At 53.1% G+C, this 22,210-nt stretch carries 19 protein-coding genes; 7 read left to right on the forward strand and 12 right to left on the reverse strand.

All coding sequences use genetic code 11. The features are described 5' to 3' along the window. Positions 1-65: 65 nt before the first annotated feature. Positions 66-851: an alpha/beta hydrolase gene (locus KJW29_RS13220; RefSeq protein WP_214630106.1), complete on the reverse strand. Its 786-nt coding sequence runs from the start codon at positions 849-851 to the stop codon at positions 66-68. Positions 852-1,113: 262 nt separating this feature from the next. Between KJW29_RS13220 and KJW29_RS13225 the strand changes: the two genes are divergently transcribed. Further along, on the forward strand, positions 1,114-1,599 hold the full coding sequence (locus KJW29_RS13225; protein ID WP_087567275.1) for a C40 family peptidase: 486 nt from the start codon (positions 1,114-1,116) through the stop codon (positions 1,597-1,599). A gap of 102 nt (positions 1,600-1,701) precedes the next feature. Here KJW29_RS13225 and KJW29_RS13230 read toward each other — a convergent pair whose 3' ends face one another. After that, positions 1,702-2,286 carry an ATP-dependent DNA ligase gene (locus KJW29_RS13230; RefSeq protein ID WP_214630107.1) on the reverse strand — a complete coding sequence of 195 codons (585 nt, stop codon included), beginning with the start codon at positions 2,284-2,286 and terminating at the stop codon, positions 1,702-1,704. 130 nt (positions 2,287-2,416) lie between these two features. Here KJW29_RS13230 and KJW29_RS13235 point away from each other — a divergent pair, with 130 nt between their 5' ends. The 3 genes from KJW29_RS13235 to KJW29_RS13245 all read left to right on the forward strand — a co-directional run bounded on the left by KJW29_RS13235 (position 2,417) and on the right by KJW29_RS13245 (position 5,038). After that, complete coding sequence (locus KJW29_RS13235; protein WP_087567277.1) at positions 2,417-2,632, forward strand: alpha/beta-type small acid-soluble spore protein; 216 nt, start codon at positions 2,417-2,419, stop codon at positions 2,630-2,632. A 146-nt stretch (positions 2,633-2,778) separates the two neighbouring features. Then, the gene (gene fabV / locus KJW29_RS13240) at positions 2,779-3,969 is read left to right on the forward strand and encodes an enoyl-ACP reductase FabV (RefSeq protein ID WP_214631120.1); all 1,191 of its coding nucleotides are present in this window, start codon (positions 2,779-2,781) and stop codon (positions 3,967-3,969) included. Positions 3,970-4,099: 130 nt separating this feature from the next. Beyond that, positions 4,100-5,038 carry a ribose-phosphate diphosphokinase gene (locus KJW29_RS13245; protein WP_087567278.1) on the forward strand — a complete coding sequence of 313 codons (939 nt, stop codon included), beginning with the start codon at positions 4,100-4,102 and terminating at the stop codon, positions 5,036-5,038. 21 nt (positions 5,039-5,059) lie between these two features. Here the strand turns inward: KJW29_RS13245 and KJW29_RS13250 are convergent, their stop codons facing one another. Continuing rightward, entirely contained in the window at positions 5,060-6,004 is a 945-nt protein-coding gene (locus tag KJW29_RS13250; RefSeq protein ID WP_087567279.1) for an aldo/keto reductase, read from the reverse strand. 16 nt (positions 6,005-6,020) lie between these two features. Next, complete coding sequence (locus KJW29_RS13255; RefSeq protein WP_214630108.1) at positions 6,021-7,025, reverse strand: Gfo/Idh/MocA family protein; 1,005 nt, start codon at positions 7,023-7,025, stop codon at positions 6,021-6,023. A 146-nt stretch (positions 7,026-7,171) separates the two neighbouring features. On the opposite strand from KJW29_RS13255, the gene KJW29_RS13260 reads away from it, so the two are divergent. Continuing rightward, complete coding sequence (locus KJW29_RS13260) at positions 7,172-8,020, forward strand: AraC family transcriptional regulator (protein WP_214630109.1); 849 nt, start codon at positions 7,172-7,174, stop codon at positions 8,018-8,020. A 132-nt stretch (positions 8,021-8,152) separates the two neighbouring features. On the opposite strand, the gene KJW29_RS13265 is transcribed toward KJW29_RS13260, so the two are convergent. Further along, complete coding sequence (locus tag KJW29_RS13265; protein WP_214630110.1) at positions 8,153-9,436, reverse strand: UDP-glucose dehydrogenase family protein; 1,284 nt, start codon at positions 9,434-9,436, stop codon at positions 8,153-8,155. A gap of 246 nt (positions 9,437-9,682) precedes the next feature. On the opposite strand from KJW29_RS13265, the gene nagZ reads away from it, so the two are divergent. Beyond that, complete coding sequence (gene nagZ / locus KJW29_RS13270; protein WP_214630111.1) at positions 9,683-11,014, forward strand: beta-N-acetylhexosaminidase; 1,332 nt, start codon at positions 9,683-9,685, stop codon at positions 11,012-11,014. 8 nt (positions 11,015-11,022) lie between these two features. Here the strand turns inward: nagZ and KJW29_RS13275 are convergent, their stop codons facing one another. The 6 genes from KJW29_RS13275 to KJW29_RS13300 all read right to left on the reverse strand — a co-directional run bounded on the left by KJW29_RS13275 (position 11,023) and on the right by KJW29_RS13300 (position 18,725). Beyond that, entirely contained in the window at positions 11,023-11,685 is a 663-nt protein-coding gene (locus tag KJW29_RS13275) for a potassium channel family protein (protein WP_214630112.1), read from the reverse strand. A 301-nt stretch (positions 11,686-11,986) separates the two neighbouring features. After that, positions 11,987-13,147, reverse strand: coding sequence for a Ger(x)C family spore germination protein (locus tag KJW29_RS13280; RefSeq protein WP_214630113.1), 1,161 nt, complete (start codon positions 13,145-13,147; stop codon positions 11,987-11,989). Further along, a complete protein-coding gene (locus tag KJW29_RS13285) occupies positions 13,140-14,222 on the reverse strand; it encodes a GerAB/ArcD/ProY family transporter (RefSeq protein ID WP_214630114.1) in 1,083 nt (360 codons plus the stop codon). Before KJW29_RS13285 ends, KJW29_RS13280 begins: the two co-directional genes overlap by 8 nt. Positions 14,223-14,236: 14 nt before the next feature. Beyond that, positions 14,237-15,733 (reverse strand): spore germination protein, encoded by a 1,497-nt coding sequence (locus tag KJW29_RS13290; protein WP_214630115.1) that lies wholly within the window; start codon positions 15,731-15,733, stop codon positions 14,237-14,239. A gap of 216 nt (positions 15,734-15,949) precedes the next feature. Further along, positions 15,950-17,320: a (Fe-S)-binding protein gene (locus tag KJW29_RS13295; RefSeq protein WP_214630116.1), complete on the reverse strand. Its 1,371-nt coding sequence runs from the start codon at positions 17,318-17,320 to the stop codon at positions 15,950-15,952. After that, complete coding sequence (locus tag KJW29_RS13300) at positions 17,313-18,725, reverse strand: FAD-binding oxidoreductase (RefSeq protein ID WP_087570229.1); 1,413 nt, start codon at positions 18,723-18,725, stop codon at positions 17,313-17,315. Before KJW29_RS13300 ends, KJW29_RS13295 begins: the two co-directional genes overlap by 8 nt. Positions 18,726-18,879: 154 nt before the next feature. Here KJW29_RS13300 and KJW29_RS13305 point away from each other — a divergent pair, with 154 nt between their 5' ends. Continuing rightward, positions 18,880-19,578, forward strand: a complete 699-nt coding sequence (locus KJW29_RS13305) for a FadR/GntR family transcriptional regulator (RefSeq protein ID WP_214630117.1) — start codon at positions 18,880-18,882, stop codon at positions 19,576-19,578. A 15-nt stretch (positions 19,579-19,593) separates the two neighbouring features. Here the strand turns inward: KJW29_RS13305 and uvrA are convergent, their stop codons facing one another. Further along, positions 19,594-22,095 (reverse strand): excinuclease ABC subunit UvrA, encoded by a 2,502-nt coding sequence (uvrA, locus tag KJW29_RS13310; protein WP_214630118.1) that lies wholly within the window; start codon positions 22,093-22,095, stop codon positions 19,594-19,596. Positions 22,096-22,210: the final 115 nt, after the last annotated feature.

The raw sequence follows: 22,210 nt of genomic DNA on the forward strand, positions 1-22,210 counted from the left end.
ATTAACATTTATATAAATTCAATTAGCGTATTTATTAATCCTACTCATAGAATACGCTTGCAGAGCTATTTTAGCAATCCTTTTTTACTTAACCAGCTTAGATAATGTTTGATTTGCGAATCCCAATGCCCCCAAGAATGATCGCCAGGTCCTTCGGAGTAGTCCAGTTCATAGGCGGATTCCCGGCAAGCATTCCGGAAGCTCAAGTTTTCCTCATAAAGAAAATCCTCAGTTCCGCACCATTGGTACAGCGGCGGCAATGCCGCATCTGCCTTGGCTCCCCGCTTTAATAGCTCCAACAGGTCATTGTCCGTTCCTTCCACGGGATCATCTCCGAAAATAAGGCCGAAGGAGCGGCGACGGTTCTCGTCATCCTTGGATTTTTGGATGAAGGCTGCTAAATCTACCGCACCGGAGAAGCTGCCGGCTGCCGCGAATCGTTCCGGTTGGCTCAGCGCCCACTTGAACGCTCCGTAACCTCCCATGGACAGGCCCGCGACGAAATTATCCTCGGGCTTATCCGAAAGCGGAAACATCGATCTCGCAAGGAACGGAAGCTCTTCCGTCAGGAACGTCCAGTAATCGCCCCCATGCACCATGTTCGCGTAATAGCTGCGATGGACGTTTGGCATGACGACGGCAATTCCATGCTCGTCCGCGTATCGTTCGACGGAAGTACGGCGCGTCCAGATCGTGTCGTCGTCAGAGAAGCCGTGGAGCAAAAACAGCGTTTTGTATTTCCGCGATTCCGGGTTCATTCCGTTAGCTCTGGAGGGCTGCGGCAGCAGCACCGTCATGGACGTACTAAGTCCCAGCGATTCGGCAATAAAGTGACACTTCAACAAAGCCATTCGATTATCTTCTCCCTTGACTCATAGTATCTTTACGACTAATATGCTAGCAGAAAAACCGATGTTGCGAAACCTGGAATTGAAGCGCTCTCAGCGCTTATTCATCCTGCTTGCTTTCATGAGATTTTTTTCATGCAATTCTCATAAAGCCAAAAAAAGCGCTCTGCAAGAACCTTTCCAGCTCTCATTTGGCAAAAAGGCCCTGTTTCAATTATGATATATTGATTTTATGAAAAACGACCTGGAGGGATACACTGACAACATGAGAAACGGAAACCTGCTCAAGCACATCGTCAAAATCGGAACCTGCGGCGCAATTATTTGGTCGGCCGTAACGTTCGGAGCCGGCACAGACTCGGCTCATGCAGCAACTCCTACTTCGATAGCGTTAATCGACAGCAGCAAAGATTACATAGGCACGCCATACCTTTATGGCGCAGCCGCGGGTTCGACCTCCGCATTCGACTGCTCCTCGTTTACCCAATACATGTTAGGATCCATCGGAGTCTGGCTGCCCCGCACATCAACGGCTCAAGCCTACATGGGCGAAAAGGTTGGCAAAGGATTTCTGAGCATGGGCGATCTCGTGTTCTTCAGCACAAATGGAGGCAAATCCATCAGCCATGTCGGCATCTATGCAGGATCCGGCAAGTTCATCCATAGCTCCAGCAGCAAAGGCGTTACCGTAACCGACATGAACTCCAGCTACTGGAAAAACAAATACGTAACTGCACGCCGGGTTTTGTAAGCGGGATTTCAGAGTATGCACTTTTGAAAAAGCTGTTCCCCTGATGAACGAATTCGTTCTTCGGGAGAACAGCTTTTTTGGTCCCATTCTTCATCGATCAGGTCAGGTCTTCACCTTAATCCACTCTTCGCTTCTTCCTTCGGCGTACAAGCTCCGCCAAGACTTTCCGATTACGCCTTGCAGCCCCAACTCCCGGACTTGGCTGTGCAGCGATTCGCTTGTACCTCTTGCAAACACCATCCGCTTAAAGCAGGCATTATCCTCCAGCACGGCAAGCAGCATACGCTTCCGCTTATATAGAGGAAACACTCGCAAATCGATGCCGTTATAATAAAGAATATCGAATACAAAAAACCGGAGCGGCATCATCGATTGCGCTTCGCGAATACGCAGATCGCCCTTTAAACGATACCGATGCTGGAGCACTTCGAAGTCCGTCTTTCCGGACTCCGGATGCACATAGGCGAGCTGCCCGTCGAAAACGACGTCTGCGGGTTTGCGCAACGGGACGTTATGTAATTCCGGATATTGCCTCGTCACGTCATACCCGTGCCGGCTCAGCAGCTTGACTACGCCTCCGCTCATTGCCAACTGGAGACGCTGACCGTGAATCAACGGCTCGAACAGAAATCGCTCGTCATCAAAAGGGCCGTCCCCCCCGGCGGGGAGCATAGGTTTCATAAACATAGGATGAGTCACCTCGTCTCCATTTTATCATGCATCTATTCATCGAATCCTCGGTAAATTTAGGCTCAATTGACGAATAATTCGTGTAGATGCAACGCATAATATCGGTAGAAAAGGAGGTTGACCAAAGATGTCCAACAACAGAAGCAGCAACAATCTTTTAGTACCCCAGGCTCGCGCCGCCCTGGAGCAGATGAAATATGAAATCGCAGGCGAATTGGGAATCCAGCTTCCGCAAGACGGCTATTACGGCAACATGACCTCTCGGGACATGGGCTCCATTGGCGGTTACATTACGCGTCGCCTGGTTCAGATGGCTCAGCAGCAGCTGGCAGGTCGCCAATAACCGAAAACGCATGGTCAGAGAGCGCAGCTGCGCTCTCTTTTTGCATTTCGCTTCCATTCGGTTGAGAAAATCGGTAAAATGGGATAGAGTTGTCCTTTGTACATAAATGATGAACGTATTTCATGAAAAGAAAGGAATATCCCAATATGATCATTCAACCAAAAACTCGCGGCTTTATATGCACAACGGCTCATCCGGAGGGCTGCGCCAAGCAAGTTCAGCGGCAAATCGATTACGTGAAAGGCCAGCCTGCTCTGACGGGCCCACGCAATGTGCTCGTAATCGGCGCTTCAACGGGTTATGGTCTTGCATCCCGTATCGTCTCCGCCTTCGGCGCAGGCGCGAATACGGTCGGCGTTTACTTCGACAAAGCCGCCGAAGGAGCGCGTACCGCCTCCGCGGGCTGGTATAACTCCGCCGCGTTTGAGCAAGCTGCCGCCGCTGCCGGCACGAAGTCCTACAGCATTGTCGGCGACGCATTTTCCGACGAGATTAAAGCCAAAACGATCGACCTGATTCGTACGGAGCTTGGCAAGATCGACCTGATCGTGTACAGCGTCGCCTCCCCGCGGCGCACGCATCCCAAGACAGGCGAGACCTTCTCTTCGGTTATCAAGCCGCTTGGCGAAACTTACAGCAACAAAACCGTCAACTTCCATAATGGCGACGTTTCGATCGCAACGATCGAGCCCGCAACGGATGACGAGCTGCGTCAGACTATTGCAGTCATGGGTGGCGAGGACTGGCAAATGTGGATCGACGAACTCAGTGCCGCCGGCGTTCTAGAGGACGATGTCACGACGGTTGCTTATTCCTATATCGGACCCGAGATTACGCATGCCGTCTACCGCGAAGGTACGATCGGCGCGGCAAAAAATGATCTCGAGACTACGGCTCAGCGGTTGAACAGCCAGCTGTCGGCAACTGGCGGACGGGCGTTCGTATCCGTGAACAAGGCGCTCGTAACCCAATCCAGCTCCGCGATTCCGGTCGTGCCGCTGTATATCTCCGCTCTGTACAAAGTCATGAAAGAGAAAGGCCTGCATGAAGGTTGCATCGAGCAGATGTATCGTCTGTTCTCCGAGCGGCTGTACGCCTCTAACGGAGTTGCAGTAGACGAAAAAGGCCTCATCCGCGTCGATGACTGGGAGATGAAGCCGGAGATTCAAGCGGAGGTCGCTCAGCTATGGGCTGATCTGACTACCGAGAATGTCTACGAGCTGTCCGATCTGGAAGGGTATCGCCGCGAGTTCTTCCAATTGTTCGGCTTCGAGACGGACGGCATTGATTACGAAGCGGATGTCAATCAGGAAGTAAACATCCCGAATTTGCGTTAAGTTTTACTATATTACAACAAAACGCTGAGCGTCGGCCGCGGCCGTGCTCAGCGTTTTTGACCACATAAAAATTTTTAAGTTTCCGAGCTTATCGGACATTTGAAATCTAATCTTTGAAGCGGAGGGCAATATGCCGAATATTAAAATTTTCGCCGGATCATCGAACCCCCGGCTAGCAGAAGCCGTGTGCAAGCAGCTTGAGCTGCCGCTCGGCCGTTCCAACATCTCCCGCGCGCAAAGCGGAGAAATTCATGTTTCTTACGAAGAGTCGATTCGCAACTTCGATATCTTTATCGTGCAGTCGCTCTCTCATCCCGTCAACGAGAATCTCGTCGAGCTGCTTGTTATGATCGATGCGGCCAAACGAGCTTCGGCCAAGTCCGTTAACATCGTCATGCCGTATTACGGCTATGCGCGTCAAGAGAGGAAAGCCGCGCCTCGCGAACCGATCTCGGCCAAGATGGTTGCCGACGTTCTGACGACGGCCGGCGCATCCCGGATCATTACTGTCGATCTTCATGCGGATGCTATCCAGGGTTTCTTCAAGATCACGCTCGATCACTTGACCGCGCTCGATTTGATTATCGAATATTTGCGTTCCAAATCCATTCAGAACCCTGTCGTCGTATCGCCCGACGCCGGACGCGCCACGACAGCGGAAAAGCTTGCAGGCTTGCTGGACTGCCCGTTCGCGATCATGATCAAAAACCGTCCGGCTCACAACGAGTCCGAAATTACGCATATTATCGGCGAAGTCGAAGGGATGACGCCAATCATCATCGAGGATCTGATCGATACGGGCAGCACCATTATTAACGTCGTCGAGGCGCTAAAGAAACGCGGAGCCGAAGACGCCTTTATTTGCGCGACGCATGGACTATTCTCGGGTGACGCGGTACAAAAGCTAAACCATCCCAACATTCAGGAGGTCGTCATCACAGACACCATCAGTCTCGACCAGGAACATTCCGACAAATTCGTCCTGCTGCCGATGGCTCCGCTGCTCGGAACCGCCATTCGCATCATTACGGAGGGCGGCTCCATCGCGACACTGTTCAAGTCGGAGTAACAATAATCTCTCGGCCTGAGACTAGACGGTCAGGCTTTCCTTCTTTAGATCCAGCCAGTCCATCTCTTCCTTGGTCAAGACGATTCGCGAACCTTCGTCGCAGGACGTCAGCTCCTGCGTCGTCTGCGCGCCGATCAGGGCGCAGGTCGGGAACGGCTGATTTAATACATAAGCCAGGGCAATCTGAATGGCGGTTGCCCCCTTCTGTTCCCCAAGCTTCCTTGCCCGCTCCAATCTCTCCCAGTTGTCGTCGTTATAAAACACCCGCACCAAGTCTGCATTGTCACGAATCTCCGGCGTGAACCTTCCCGTAAAGAATCCCCTTGCCTGCGAAGACCACGACAAAAGCGGAAGACCTTCGCGCTCATGCCAGGCGCAGGTTTCTTCGTCTGCCGATACGCAGCCCTTCCAGAACGGCTCATTCGCTTTTGCGAGACTGAGGTTCGGACTGCTAAACGTAAAGCCTCTTAATCCACTTTTAGCGGCATATTCATTCGCCTCCTGGATTCGTTGCCAAGTCCAGTTGGATACGCCGATCGCGCCCACTTTGCCTGCTTCGATATGTTCGTTAAGAGCGTCCACGATAACCTGTACCGGTATCTCGGGATCGTCGCGATGCAAGCCGTAGAGATCGATATACCCCGTACGCAGTCTATCCAGACTCACGGAGAGATCATAAGCGATGTCCTTGCGGGTAACGCGCGGTCCGTTCTGATCGTGATGGGCTCCCTTGGTCAAAATAACGATTTTGTCCCGGTTTCCCCTCTCTTCCATATAACGGCCAATTACTTCTTCGCTCTGGCCTCCGCAATAAATATGGGCGGAATCCAGCGAGTTGCCGCCGATGGCAAGGAAAGCGTCCAGATTCGTTGCCGCCTTCTCGTAGGAATCGTGATAGAAATAGTCCGTGCCCTTCATCAATTGAGACACCGGTTTGTCGCAGCCTTTAATTTGAATATATTCCATGGTTGTTGTCCTCCTATTAGTTAATGGTTACTCTTGCTCTCTCGCGTGCGGATTGCAAGCAAGCATCAATGACCTTCATATTGCGGACTGCGTCAAAAGCATCATACCGAAGCGGTTCTTCTCCTTTGACGGCGCGATACAACGCGTCGGCCTGGGCCGTATAGGCGTTGACATGCTCGACCTCCACCAATCGGCGTTCTCCTCCAGCGTTTACATAGAAGTCGCCGCTGCCTGGCTGCGGCGCTACGTATGCGGAAGGAACTTCAATAATGCCTTCAGTCCCAAGGATCTCAAGCGGGTTGCGGAACGCCGCCCACATGCCGCAGTCGAACGTCAGGGAAACTCCGCCTTCGAATTCCAGCAGACCGGATGCCATCATATCCACATCATCATGCTCCTGCGAGAAGATCGCCTGAACCGTCGCCGCTTCGGGCTCCTTGCCAAGCAACAGCCGTGCCGCGTTGATCGGGTAACAGCCAACGTCGTAGATAGAGCCGCCGCCCCAATCCTTGCGATAACGGACATTGGAGGAATCTTTGGCGTTGTTGAACGTAAACGCGCTGCGAATGCCCCTCAGCTCGCCAATTTCTCCGGATGCGATGATCTCCCGAAGCTTGTCGTAACGCGGATTCCAACGATACATAAACGCTTCGGACAGTTGCACGCCGGCTTTGGCGCAAGCCTCTACCATTTCCTCTGCTTCTTTAGCGGTTAATGCCAGAGGTTTCTCGCAAAGGATATGCTTGCCTGCCTCTGCGGCGCGAATCGTCCACTCTCTGTGCAGATGGTTCGGCAGCGGAATATAAACGACATCGATGGAAGGATCCGCGAGGAGCTCCTCGTAGCTGGAGTAGGCTTGGCCGATCCCATGCTCTTCTGCCGTGCGTGAAGCCTTATCGGCATCCCGGCTGGCAATAGCCGCCACTTCGTTCCATTTCGAAGCTTGCACGCCTGGAATCACTGCGCGTTTGGCAATCCCGGCACAGCCGAGCACGCCCCATTTTAATTTGGTCGCTGTCATATTTGATTGCTCCTTTGTATGTGTGATAATACTATATTGTGATTATATGACTACTGCATTAAAATGAAAATGACAATATATTAAAGGTGTTTAGCACAATTTTGTCTTGAATTAAGTATTCAAAAAGTAAGGGGGTTGGCCTATAAATGCAACGTCAAAGCCACTTGCTAACGCTTCCCCATAGCCCTTTCTTCTGTATGCCCGAATCCGTCGGACATTATGAGGATTATATGGAACATACCGTTCATCGCAAGGCCGGAGCGCAAAATAACTTCAATATCCATTTTGTCGTGTCGGGCAAAGGTTATGTAGAAATAGACGGAGAGCGACATGCGCTAGTCGCAGGCGACGCCGTCTTGTATTTCCCCCTTCAGGAGCAGACCTATTATACCAGTCAAGACGATCTCTGGAGCTGCCGATGGGTTCACTTCTACGGCGATGGCCTGCTTGGCGATTTCCTCGTCAATCAGGAGCTGCATCTCAGCCAGCTCTGGTCGCTCCGGGGAACCGAACAGTGGATTGCCGCGCACGAAGAGCTGCTTGCCGAAGCGGAGCAGCACCGGATGTTGCGCCCTCATCGGCTATCGACGCTTACTTATGCGCTAATCGCGTTATTTGCCGAACAAGCCGTGCCGAGAACAACGATCAAACCCGTCTCATCCGGCAACCGCATTCTGGAGATTCTGCCGTTGATGCAAAAGGAAGCCGTCCAGCCTTTCGAGCTGGAGCGCTGGTCCTCGCTCGTTGGGGTTACTCCCCATTACTTCTGCAAGCTGTTCCGAGCTGTAATGGAGATGACGCCGATGGACTTCATAACGCGCTGCCGGCTGCAAACGGCCAAGCAATGGCTGCTGGAACGCAAATCGGCCTCCATCGGCCAAATCGCGACGGAGGCCGGTTATCCCAGCGCCAGTTATTTCAACAAACGATTTATGGAGCATGAGGGCATGACGCCCACCTCTTATCGCCAGCTCTATAACAATGCGAATAAATAATGGGCGAGACGGCTAATTGTTCTTGCCTGGCCCCATTATATCTTTGTCGCACACTTTAGATCGGCGACGCCGACTTCAATCCTTACGTTGGGTTGCTCGCATCGTATAGGATAGTCAGCCGCCGTCAGATCCTTAAATCCGGCCTAATCCAACATACGTCAAGCCGGCTTCGCGGACTTTGGTCGGATTCAGCACATTACGTCCATCCATGACGATCGTTCCGCTCATTTTTTGCCGAAGCTGATTCCAATCGGCATCCACGAATTCCTTCCAGCCGGTCGCCACGATGAGGGCGTGGGCACCCGTCGCTGCATCGGCAGCGGACTTCGCCCAAACAACGCCCGGCAGAGCAGGCGAAACCAGCGGGTCGTATGCCGTAACGGCGCAGCCTCTCGCAGCCAATCGCTTCATAAGCTCAATCGCTTGCGAATACCGCAAATCGTCGGTATTCTCCTTAAAGGTAGCTCCAAGCACGGCAACTTTGACTTCCGAGTCCAGACGGCCAAGCGACTTCTCCAGCTTGCCGATATAATAGTCCGGCTGAGAAGCATTGACGGCGGCGACTTCCCGCAGCAGCTCCAGGCCAATCTTGCGGGAAGACGCCGCTCCAATCAGCGCGCTGACGTCCTTGGGCAGGCACGAGCCCCCGTACCCGATGCCGGCTTGCAGAAATTTGCCTCCGATCCGCGTATCCTTGCCTATGCCCTCGGCTACCTGCATAATATCTGCGCCGAATACGTCGCAGACGCGCGCCAACTCGTTTACAAAAGAAAGCTTTGTCGCCAGGAACGCATTGGAACCGTATTTGATCAGCTCAGCCTCCGTCTGTCCCGTCCACACCGTCTCCGCTTCGATCCCGTTATAGATGGCCCGCACTTTCTCGGCCGCATCGACGCTCCTGCTGCCGATAACGATACGATCGGGATTGAGCGTATCGTGGATCGCCGTGCCTTCGCGCAGAAATTCCGGATTGGACACGATATCAAAGAGCGTGCCGGGCACGCCAAGTCCCAGGAGGAACTCCTCCGCCCATACGCCTGTACCCGGAGGCACCGTACTTTTCATAATAATGACTTTATGGGTATGAAGCACGGTGCTTACCGCCAGAAGCACGCTTCTTACGTACACGAGATCTGCACTCCCGTCCGCAGCCGAAGGCGTCCCTACTGCAATCATAATCAGCTCATGTTCGTCCATGCTGGCCGCCACGTCGGAGCTGAACGTCAGCCTGCCCTCTTTCCTGTTGCGAACGACCAGTTCGGATAATCCAGGCTCAAAAATCGGGATAACGCCCTGCTCCAAGGCATTAATCTTGGTTTCGTCGCGGTCGACGCACCTGACCTTGTGTCCAAGATCCGATAACACGGCAGCTGTAGTCAAGCCGACATAGCCCGCTCCAATGATACAAATCCTCATGAATACGCATCCTCTCCAGACACCATAGGTACAATATCATGTGCAGAGAGAAAAGGAATGGAAACGGCGTATCACTATCCGCATTTACAATAATTTAACCTAGGACCGGGCTTTCGGTTTGCGTTCGTCTATTCTGAAAGCATCATGACGTGACCGATTCGTTATTTGCCTTCGGCCTAACGGAGGGCTAAAATATAAGAACACGCTGACAAAGGTTGTTCAAAAAGCAAACAGGAGGAGATGCATATGCGCAAGGGGATCCAATCCGTAAAAGCTATGATAACCGCAGGTTTGATGGCAACAGCCTTGCTGTCAGGCTGCGGCAACTCAGTGCAGTCGGAAAAGCCTTCCGAGTCGCCTCCGGCAACCATTCAGCCGACTCCGGAGAGCTCGCCGTCCGAAAGCCCGAGCGCTTCCGCCGAAGGTCCTGCGTCGACTTTAAATCCGAATACGCCGCCTCAGACGGGCGATAAAGCCATTCTGGAACAGATTGCAGCTATGACGCTTGAGCAGAAGGTAGGGCAGTTGGCTATCATCGGTCTGGAAGGCAAATCGATGGACAAGTCGACGGAATCTTTTATCCAGAACTACCATGTCGGAGGGTTCATTCTATTTAAAGACAATATAACAAGCGCGAATCAGACGTTGAAGCTGCTTAATCAGTTAAAGGCTGCCAACGAGGCGGTGCCAGACTCCGTGCCGTTGTGGCTAAGCGTCGATCAAGAGGGCGGCAAGGTCAACAGGCTGCCATCCGAGTTCGACAAGACTCCGACCGCGCGCCAGATCGCAAGCAAACAGAATCCGGAATATACGGAAGCGATCGGTTCTTCGCTTGGGCTTAAGATCGGTTCGCTTGGTTTTAATATGGACTTTGCGCCCGTGCTTGATATCAACAGCAATCCCGACAATCCCGTCATCGGAGACCGTTCGTTCGGCAGCGATGCCGAAACCGTCAGTCGCCATGGTGTCGCCATGATGGAGGGCATCACTTCGCAAGGCGTCGCAGCAGTCGCAAAGCACTTCCCCGGACACGGAGACACTTCCGTTGATTCCCATAAGGGGCTGCCCGTCGTGAACAAAAGCTTGAATGAGCTCAAAAACTTCGAGCTGCTTCCTTTCGAAGAGGCTATTCAAAAAGATGTGGATGCGATTATGGTCGGCCATCTGCTGATGAAGAAGCTGGATGCGGAGAATCCCGCGTCGATCTCCCCTGCCGTCATCACCGGCTTGCTGAGGGAGCAGCTTGGCTACGATGGCCTCATCATAACCGACGATATGACGATGAAAGGTTTAACCGGCGGCATTAGCGTGGGTAAAGCTGCGGTAGAGGCGATATTGGCGGGAGGGGACATCTTGCTCGTCTGTCATGAATACAAGCTGCAGCAGGAAGCGTTGGACGCCGTCATTAAGTCCGTAAAGGACGGCGTCATCTCGCAGGAGCGATTGGACGAAAGCGTCTATCGCGTATTAAGCCTGAAAGCGAAATACGAACTGTCGGACGCCGCCATGCCCGCTGTTGACACGTCGGCGATCAATGCCGCTGTGGAGGACTCGCTTAAAGCTTTCCAAGCGCAATAGATCATGCCTCAGCCGCCGATCGCTTTTTCGAAGCGGGTAATATCGATATTTTTGCCAATGACGACCAGCAAATCTCCTTCATAGATATAATCGTCCGCATGCGGCGCTACGACCATATCATTGTCCTTCCTGCGGATCGCCATAATGTTGCATCCGTACTTTGCTCTTACGTTTAATGCTTTGATCGTTCGCCCGCAGAAGTTATCCGGCGCGATTATTTCGACAAGACTATGCTCAGGCGACAACTCCAGATATTCCACCGTGTTTTTTGAGGTTACCTGATGGGCTACCCGAATGCCCGTGTCCCGTTCGGGATGCACGATCTGATCGGCTCCAAGCCCTTCGAGAACCCGTTGGTGGTAGTCGTTGTTCGCCTTGGCCGTTACATACGGGACGCCCATGTCCTTGAGGATCAACGTCGACAGAATGCTGGCTTGCAAGTCTTCCCCGATCGCCACTATGGCATGGTCCATATTATGGACGCCAAGCTGTCTCATGACCGCCTCGTCCGTCGAATCCGCCTGATACACCTGCGCAAGAACAGGAGCGAATTCTTGCACGCGGCGTTCATCCCGATCAATTCCCATCACCTCGTGGCCCAGTGAAACCAACGTCCTGGTGACGCTGCCTCCGAACCTCCCCAGACCGATGACGACAAATTGTTTTTTCATAGTAACGCAGCCTCTTTTCTCTCATTCCTGTAACCCCGACACTCCTATGCACATCAAAAAACCACAGAGGTTCATTCGCTCTGCGGTCGTGAATCATACGAACACGGCTCGGCGTTTTGATGTGTTTGGTTCATTGCTAATGCTACTCCTTTCGAAACCAAATGTAAAAGCCGAAACGAGGATACCATTATTAGGATTGACTGAAATAATGCCGTTAGAACGTTTACAATGCGTCCAAGATCAGCCAATCGCGAATTCTGAAGTCCTTGGACCGTTTTACGCGTTTTCCGGCCTGGGCAAACTACTTTTCGAATTTGCCTACGGACTTGATTGTCACTTTCGTATTGCAGCGAATGTCCATGTTCGGATAAACGGCTTTCCAATCCATATTTTCCCATTCTTTATAACTTAACGAATTCCGTACATGTTTCCCGATTCCGATACTATCTACGCCTAATTTCTGAAGCTCCTTCACCATGCTTTCAGCCTCATTGTTGATGTGAGCGGCTATTGCCTTCTCCAACCGCTCCTTATCCGATTCCATGTTTAATTGCAAATCGCCTAGATATTCCAGAAGAATTCCATGAATTTTAATACTAATATCGGCTCGATACAAACGCTCCCCAGGCAACGTTTTGATTTTCACCTTGCTGTTTCCGGCAAGCGAACTAAACATCGCTTTCTCCCCTTTTCTTTCTTGAGCGGCCAAGTCGATATTAATCTCTCCGTATTTGAAGGAACCCTTCAAAAACGCGAATATTAAGGTTTGATCGCTATCGATGCGCGAAATATAACGGTCTCCATCGAACAAGGCGATGCCGCTAGCTTCGATATGAGTCCCCTGCTGCTTAATGATTGGCGCAACCGGATCCACACCGTCATCCATATAATCGCGCATAAAGCTATAAAGAGTCGATTCAGGAACCCTGTTGTTCATGACTTCCTTTTCCAGTAAATGATCGATATATGGCCCCGTATTCATATGGGAGGGATACTCTTTTTTCAACATTTCATTTGCCGTTCCATCGACAACTACGATTTTCAGACGCTGCGAAACAGCTGGATCCCGCATGAATCCGTCCAAATATGGCATAATTCCTCTGGATGCAAGCTGCAAGTTGAATAGAGCCGTGCGCATCTGTCCGCTTGCGAGCGATAATTCCGTCTGCTTGGCTAGACGGAATCTGCCTTCTTTCCCCGTACTGGCAACGGTTTGTAGAATCAACGGATGCTGCCTGCCGCTCTCGGCGCTGACAACGGGCAGCCAGACCGTAACGCTGAGCTGGTCTTTCTTTACCTTGTTGCCAGGCACGGATCCTTCCGCTGATTTGCCTTTGGCCAGCCAATCGTACCCTACTGAATAGATAAACCCTTGTTTCTCCAGAATGCGCTGATCCCCGCATCCTGCCAGCACTCCTAATAAAATTACGATCATTGCCACTCGAACGAGTCGATTATGCATGCCCCTGCTCCTTTCTTCGCAGAATCAACAAGATGAGAATCAAGAAAACCGGCAAACCGATCGCAACGATAACTTGGCCGTAACCGAGCCACTTCAGCCAAATCTCTACCTGGCTTAATGTATCGGGAAGCCAGGACACCCCATAGATGACGATGAGCAACACGGCTGCGAGCAGCTTAGATTCTGCTTTGGGAAACATCCGGTTAAGCGCTTCGGTACTCGCCCAAATATACATAACGATTGTGATTAACACCGTAAAGAAGAAAAAACCAAAAAACAACGTTTCTATGCGCTCCACGAAGGGCAGACGAATATACGATAACATATCCAGCATCGGGAAGCGGAAAGCGGTAAGCTGCCCAAGACTGTAGAAGCCGAATGCCACGAAAGCATACAAGGTATACAAGACGCCGGTCAACAAATTACCCGCATGCACCGCCTTAATAAAACCCTTTTTGGTATTGACGTATGGAAAAAGGAAAAGCGTTAACTCGTAGCCCAGAAATGCCGAATATCCGTTCAATCCGCCTCTTATCGTTTCCGTGCCTCCCTTTAGCAAAAACGGCGTTAGTCTTGCAAATTCGAAGTCCGGGACAAAAAACAGAAGCAGCAAGCCCATCCAAATCGTTAACACGAAAAACGACATCGTTGCTTTGGAGATGTTATAAACCCCTTTAATAAGCAACAAAAAAGCGGCAATATCTATAAGGAGCTTAAAAAGCATAGGATGCAAAGTGGGAAACGCCATCGTTTGAAAAATATAAACATAATGTTTTGCTACCATACACCCTAATAACGACCAAACGACAATCAAAACGAGATAAAAGGGATAAGCCCCTATTTTTGTCAATGACCTCTCCAATATTTCAAAAACAGACCTTCCTTGGCTCAGTCTGTAAACCACCGCAATCAAACCAATATTGAGCGCTGCGATCAGCGTAAACACCGGCACCATCAACCAGCCGTTGTAACCGAAGGCCTCTGCCATAATCCGCGGAAGGCTAAACACGACCACTCCCGTCTGAATCATATACACTAAAATCGCGATATGGACAGGATACAACTTCTCTTTCATATGCGGTTCCTCGCTTATTGTTTGATCCTCGTCTTCCGCTTGTTGGGAGTGCGGGTCTGTGAAGGCCGTTCTTGTATCCAACTAAAGGGAGCGCGTATGAAGATATCCAGCCAATCTTTAAGGTTGATTGGCGCTACCGGAGTCAAATACGATGATTTTAAGCTAGTCAAGCCGCTAAGGTGAATGAAGATGATGGCAATCGCCATCACGATCCCGAAATTTCCGAGGAGTCCTGCCATTAATAGCAGTCCGAACCGGATTAGCCGGATCGATGCGCTCATCACATAACTTGGAATAACGAAGGAAGCGATCGCAGAGGAGGCTACCGCAATGATTAAAATATTGCTTGTCAGTCCAGCCTGCACTGCCGCTTGCCCAATCACGATACCGCCGACGATGCCGATAGTTTGACCGATTTTTGTCGGAAGTCTGGCCCCGGCCTCGCGCAGCAGCTCGATGGTGATCTCCATAAGCAACGCTTCGTATAAGGGAGGAAAAGGGACGCGGCTCCTTGATTGCGTTATTGTAATGAGCAAGTCCTCGGGAATCATCTCGTAATGGAAGGTCGTAACGGAAACGTACATTGCTGTAAACGAGATCGTAATGACAAAGGCGATGAACCGAAGCATTCTGGTCATCGTGCCAATCGCCCATCGTTGATAGTAGTCATCCGATGAGGCAAAAAACTCAAAAAAAGACGATGGCGCGGAGAATGCGGACGGACTTCCGTCCATAACGACGACAATCTTTCCGCCTGCCAGCTTGGATGCTATGGCATCCGTTCTTTCCGTTGTCTGAAACAACGGGAATACGGAGTTCGGATGATCATCGATCAGTTGAGCCAGCATGTTACCGTCGTGTACGACATCAATCTCGACGAGCTCAATTCGTTTCTTCATTTCCTGCATGTTCTCTGCATTGGCCAGACCGTCTATATATAACAGATAAACATCCGTCTTCGAAACCTCGCCCACCTGCAGCTTGAGCGCCTTCAAGCGTGTTGATCTTATCCTGCGACGAATAAGCGACAAGTTAATAAGAACGGACTCGACAAAGCCGTCATGAGGTCCATTAATCGAGGTTTCCGTCTCCGATTGCGAGATGCTTCTTGTCTCCGGCAAAGAGACGCTTACGAGATATACTCCGCCTTTGTGGAACAAACAGACATTACCGTCCAATACCCCTTTCGACGCCGACCTGCAATCCGATACGGGCTTGTATTGAGATCGGCTCAACACCTCATCCATATCGTCCGGCGCAATGGAGCGGAATGGTTCGGATATTTCTCTGGCGAACTCTTCGTTGCCTGCCAAATGGCTGAAATACAGCATATCCAACTGAGACTCCGGCCAACTCCAATGGACGAGGTCAGCGCAATCTGCAAACAAATCTTGCATGATCTTAAGCGTTGGATACTGCTCGAGCAAGGCTTGCTGATCAATGGACTCGGCATCATGAATAGCATTTTTGTTGTCTTTGCCGGGCCTTAACCATTTGGCGAGCAATGACATAGGATTCCTGCCTCCTAATATGGGTTGTTGCTTTAATATTCGCAAAATATGGCAGTCCCATTCAGGAGCGGTCTTCCATCTATTAAGCCATGAGAAAAACCGTCAGGGAAAAACTACCCTGACGGTTCTTTGAGTTTGAGTATGGACACATTGCATGAACGTAACGAGCTTGCCGAAATAGGTATGGAATTTCCTCTCGGACAGCCCCCGGCTGTTTTATTTCTTTGATGGAAGTATCCGTTCATACAAGTAGTCTACGATATGCATGGCCTCCATGCGGAAAGACGGCTTGTGTTTTTCGATCCCATGCTTCATCTGGAGCAGGCAGCCCGGATTGCTTGTCAGCATATAGCTCGCTCCCGTCTGGCAAGCATGCTCCATCTTATGCTCCAGGAGCTGGCCGGCCATCTCCGGCTGAGTCACGTTGTAGATGCCTGCAGAGCCGCAGCAGCGGTCGGCTTCCTTCATCTCTACGTAGGAAACGCCTTCCACGCTTCGCATAAGCTGGCGCGGCGCGGAAGAACCTTTCATCACGTTGCGCAGATGGCAGGAATCCTGGTAGGTAACGGTGCCTTGTCCTCCTTCCGCCGCAAGCTCGGCGAACGCCGGGATTCTTCCCTTTTCCACTACAAGCTGGCTCACATCCTTGACTCGCTCTGCGAACCATTGCGCTGCCTCCCGCACATCGCTGTCGGCATCCGCGCCAAGCAGATGATCATATTCCACCAGAAGCGCGCCGCAGCCTCCCGCATTGGAGGCGATATAGTCCACGCCAGCCTCTTTGAATACGCGCACGTTGGTCCTTGCAAGCCCGCGAGCGTCGTCCATCTCTCCGCTATGCGCATGCAAGGCGCCGCAGCATACTTGCGTCTCCGGGATGACGACGTCGAAGCCCGCTTCCGACAACAGCTTTACCGTATTTACGTTCGTCCCCGCGAACATGACATCCATAATGCAGCCCCGGAACAACGCTACGCGGGCAATCGCTTCTCCTTTGGCAGGATAGAAGGTCCCAAGCCGCTCCACCACGCCCTTCGAGGACGCATCCGGCAGAATCGCCTCCATCTCCTGGAGATGCTTGGGGAACATCTTCATCAAGCCCGTGCCTCGAGCAAACTTCCGCAGGCCCGACTTCTGATAGAAGCCCATAGCTCCGCCTAGCAGCTTAAGCTTGCCCCGGTTAGGAAATACGCCTTTAAACATGACCCGGCGAAGTCCGCGCACGGGCAACCCATGCTCCGCGTGATCCTCGATCGCGTCGCGCGCCTGCTCGATCAGTTGCCCGTACTTGACGTCCGCGGGGCACGCGGGCTCGCAAGCCCGGCAGCCCAGGCAATGGTTCATCTGATCCTGGAACACCTGGTCGGGATCCATCACGCCATCGGCGACCGCTTTCATCAGGGCGATACGGCCGCGCGGCGATTCCGGCTCCAGTCCCGTCTCGCGGAACGTCGGGCATGCCGGCAAGCAGAAGCCGCAGCGCATGCAGTTGGTGAGCTGGTCGTAATCCAGCTTGTTCAGCAGCGTCTGCGCCAGCGGATTGGCATGCTTAATATCCGGCTTCTTCATCACGGTTCCGTTAGCCATGCTGCAACACCACCCTTTTCCTCGTTTCCTTCGCGAACAGCTTGCCAGGATTCAGCAAGCCTTGTGGATCGAAGGCCGCCTTTATTCCCTTCATCACCTCGATGCCTGGCGCTCCTACCTTCCATTCCAGATACGGGGCTTTTACGAGTCCCACGCCATGTTCGCCTGTAATGGTGCCTCCCAGTTCGATCGCCGCTTCGAAAATTTCCGCAAAAGCCGCTTCGACACGGTGCACTTCCTCCGTGTCTCTCGCGTCCGTAGTCGCCGTAGGATGCAGATTGCCGTCTCCCGCATGGCCGAAGGTAGCGATCGTCACGTTATGCTTGCGGGCGATCTCGTTAATGCGGAGCACCATATCCGCGATCCGGGAGCGCGGCACTGTCGCGTCTTCGAGAATCGTCGTCGGACGAAGCCTCGCGAGCGCCGTGAAGGCGCTGCGGCGAGCCGTCAGCAGCTTCTCCGCTTCCTCCCGGCTTTCGGCGACCTCCACGCGATCCGCCGCTTCCAAGGCGCAAATCTCGCGAATGCGCGCGATATCCCTCTCTACCGATGCAGCATCGCCATCCTGCTCGATAAGCAGAATCGCCTCCATATCGCGGGGAAGACCAAGGCCAGCGAAGTCGTCGACCACGCGAATCGTCGGATTATCCATAAATTCCAGCGTAGCCGGTATGATGCGGTTCTCGATAATGCGCGATACCGTCCGGGCGGCTCCATACAGATCGCGGTACATCGCCAGCATCGTCTTTTTGGTCTGAGGCGGCGGGATCAGCTTGAGCGTAGCCTCTGTAATAATGGCGAGGGTCCCCTCGGAGCCGACAAGCAGCTTCGTCAGATCATAGCCGGCAACGTCCTTCATCAACTTGCCGCCGGTCCTTATAATGTCGCCGCTGGCCAGTACCGCTTCCAGCCCGATGACGTAATCCTTTGTCGTGCCGTACTTCAATCCCCGCAAACCGCCCGAGCATTCCGCGATATTGCCGCCGATCGTGCTGATTCGCATGCTGCTGGGATCGGGCGGATAAAACAGACCGAGTGACTCCACATGCGCGATCAGCTCGGCCGTAATAAGTCCGGGCTGAACCGTTACGGTCAAGTTCTCGGTATCCGTCTCGATAATCCGGTTCATGCGATGCATGACCATCACGATGCCGCCCTCCACCGGCACGGTCCCTCCGCACAGGTTGGAGCCGGAGCCGCGGCTTACTAGCGGAACGCCGTGTTTGGACAGCAGCTTCATAATGGCCGATACCTGCGCCGTTGATTCAGGATAGATGACGCCTTGCGGCAGGCTTTGCAGCATGGGGGTTCCGTCATACGAGTGGGCGACTAGCGCCTCGGGATCATTGCGATAGTGGCGTTCGCCGACAATGGCGCGCAGTCCTTCAATCAGTTCGGCATTCATAAAATGCTACCTCCGTTTTCCAATCCGTAATATAGATCAGGTCATCTGATGACTTTTCAATCATTATAGCTTATGCTTATATTAAAATACAGACCCAATTTTAAAAAAGCCATTACGACAACGGCTTGCTAATAGATGACGGAGGTAGCGCAATATGAAAATCGAAACAGAGAAGGGCCACGAAATTGTCAGCCGTATCCTCTTGACGAAAATTCGCGAGGGAGAATGGAAGCCAGGCGATAAACTGCCGTCCGTGGTGGAACTGTCGTCTTCGTTCGGCGTCGGCCGGTCGACCGTTCGCGAAGCGCTAAGCGCCCTTAAAGCGATGGGCTGGCTGGACATTCGCCATGGGGGCGGCACCTTCGTTAAGAAGGAGCTTCCCAGCGAGCGCAAGGACGGCGCCGATCCCTTTAAGGATGCCGCCTCCATGATGGAGCTGCTGGAGGTGCGCAAGGTGCTGGAGACCGGCACGGCGACGCTTGCCGCCCGCAATCGCAAGGATGAAGACCTCGCCGCATTGCAAACCATCCTCGGCACGATGCGCGAAGCGCTGGAGAGAGACGATACCGCGGCGGGAGAACAAGCCGATGTCGCCTTCCACGCCGCCATTGCTGCCGCTTCGCATAATTCGCTGCTGTCCGGCTTAATGGATTCACTGGCAGAACGGCTTGGCCGCACGATCGGACAGACGCGGGAGCTGTGGTTCTACCAGGAGACGTCGACCGCGGTCCGCTTGCTGGAGGAACATGAAGGGATCTACGAAGCGATCGCCGCCGGAAATGCCGAAGAAGCGTCCCGATTAATCGGGACGCATCTAACAAAGGTCGAGAACGTATTGCGAGAGCGACTGTAGCCGCGCGCGGCACGATTAGCGCAATCGGTCTCTTAAGAACCGCCCCGTGTGGGAAGCTTCTATTGCGGCAACCTGTTCGGGAGTTCCTCGCGCCATGACGCTGCCCCCCGCCGCTCCGCCTTCCGGGCCGATGTCGATGACGTAATCGCATTGCCGGACTACGTCGATATTATGCTCGACGACAATAACCGTATTGCCCGCGTCCACCAGCTTGTTAAGCAGCACCATCAGCCTGCGGACATCGCCCGGATGCAGGCCGGTCGTCGGCTCGTCAAGCAGATAAACCGCATGTTTGCCCGTCCCCTTGCCCAGATGTTTCGCCAGCTTGATGCGCTGTCCTTCTCCACCGGACAGGGTACTGAGCGACTGACCCCACTTCAAGTAACCAAGGCCTACCTCGCAGAGCAGCTTAAGCGTATCGCCGACCTTTGCGAGGCTGCCAATCACGGCCAGACTCTCTTCGATGGATAGATCCAGCAGATCGGATATACTGTATCCTTCGTGCGTGACGGCCAGCACCTCGTCCTGGAATCTCCGTCCCTTGCATGCCGTGCATCGCACCTCGATCTCCGGCAGGAAATGCATATGGATCGGCACGACGCCAAGTCCCTGACATCCCTCGCAGCGGCCGCCCGCCGTATTAAAGGAAAAATGTTTGGCCGTCAGCTTCCTTCTTTTTGCTTCGGGAAAGCTTGCGTACCAATTGCGCAGATGCGTATAAACATCGGTGTAAGTCGCGATATTGGAGCGCTGCATGCGGGACAGAGGCGATTGATCCACTTTGATGAGCGAACCCGCATGCTCCCAGCCTGTTATGGCCCTGCACCCTGACGGCGCAGGTTTGTCCGGACCGGATTCCGCCAGCAGATCGAACACTAGCGTCGACTTGCCGGAGCCGGATACGCCCGTTACCGCTACCAGGCAGCCCAGCGGAAAAGCAGCCGTGACATGCTTTAAATTCCGAAGCGTCGCTTCCCGAACCGTCAAGAATTGCCCCGTCCCTTCGCGGCGCTTCGAAAGCACGGCCCCCTTCTCCAGTTCCTCCCTGAAATACGCGCCCGTTACCGACTTCGGCTGCTCCAGGAGTTCCTCGAGCGTTCCTTGTCCGACAACGTTGCCGCCGAATGCGCCCGCTCCCGGACCGATGTCGATAATGTGATCGGCTGCCCGCATCACTTCTTCGTCGTGCTCGATAACAAGCACCGTATTGCCGAGGTCGCGCAGCTGCTTCATGACCGCGATAAGTCCTCCCGTATCCTTGGGATGCAATCCCGCCGTCGGCTCGTCGAGAATATACAATACGCCGGTCAGACCCGAACCAATGATGGAAGCCAGCCTCAGCCGCTGCGCTTCTCCTCCGGACAACGTCACGATCTGGCGGTCGAGCGTCATATATCCGAGCCCTGCTTCTATAATCCGCCGGATTCTGACGATCATGTCATGGATCAAACTTCCGACGAGCTTCTCTTCGTCGTCCGAGAGACCTTCCCTCATCTCCTCCAGCCAGGCGAGCGTCTTGCCCAGCGCACCATAGGATGTTTCATGGATGGCCAGGCCGTTCACTTTTACAAGCAGACTCTCCTTCTTGAGCTTCGCGCCTTCGCAGCTATCGCAAACCCTCTGCTCGAACAGCGCCGCTTCGCCGGATTCGGCGCCTTTCTCTTTGAACCTTCGCCATATGCCCGTGACGACGCCTTCGTATTTGCCATGACTCACCGTCTTCGGCGCCTTCTTGTCGGGAAAGCGGGAAGCGAACGCTTCGCTTTCGACCCCATAATACAAAAGATCAAGCGTAGCGGAATCGAATTGCGCAAGGCGCTGATTCTCGTCGAATGCAATGCCGTAATGCTTCGCCGCTGCTTTAAGCGTGGCGATATTGTAATCGGCCCAGGCATCGAACCAGATGAAAACCGCCCCTTCCCGCAAGCTTTTGCCGCTATCGAACACCGCCTCCATGTTAAGCGTCGATACATGTCCGAGTCCGTCGCAGCTCTCGCAGGCTCCTTCCGGCTTGTTGAAGGAGAAATGGGACATCGTCAGCCTGTCCAGCGAATGACCGCAGGCGCCACAGCTCACGGCATCGTTTCCTCCGTTGTCGTCTTCCCATAGCCCCGCTGCCGGTTCCGCTTGTCCAATGACGCTGGCGACGTTCTCGCCGCAATTCGGGCAGGGTCTTTGCCCCAGCTTCGCATATACGATTCGCATGAGGGTGTAGATATCGGAAGCCGTTCCGATCGTAGAACGCGGGTTGCGATTGGTCTGATGCTGCCCGACGCTGATGGATGGCGAAAGGCCCTCAATCGCCTCGACCTTTGGTTTGCCCACGTTATCGGACACCAGCCCCATCGACTCCATATATTGCCGCTGGCATTCGCGCTGGAGCGTATCCATGGCGAGCGTCGATTTGCCCGAGCCGGAAGGTCCGGTTACGACGATCAACTTATGCTTCGGGATGGACAACGAAACATTTTTCAGATTGTTTTCACGCGCGCCTTTAATCTTAATCATACCGCTCATTCTTTTGCCTCCCAGTCCGATTTTGATCCAACCCCATCATTCTACAACATTCATGCAAGTCCGAAGCTTTGAGCGTATAATGGATGAAATAACGCCGTTTTTTGACCATCAATCC

Source organism: Paenibacillus agaridevorans, from assembly GCF_018604145.1.
Lineage (GTDB): Bacteria > Bacillota > Bacilli > Paenibacillales > Paenibacillaceae > Pristimantibacillus > Pristimantibacillus agaridevorans.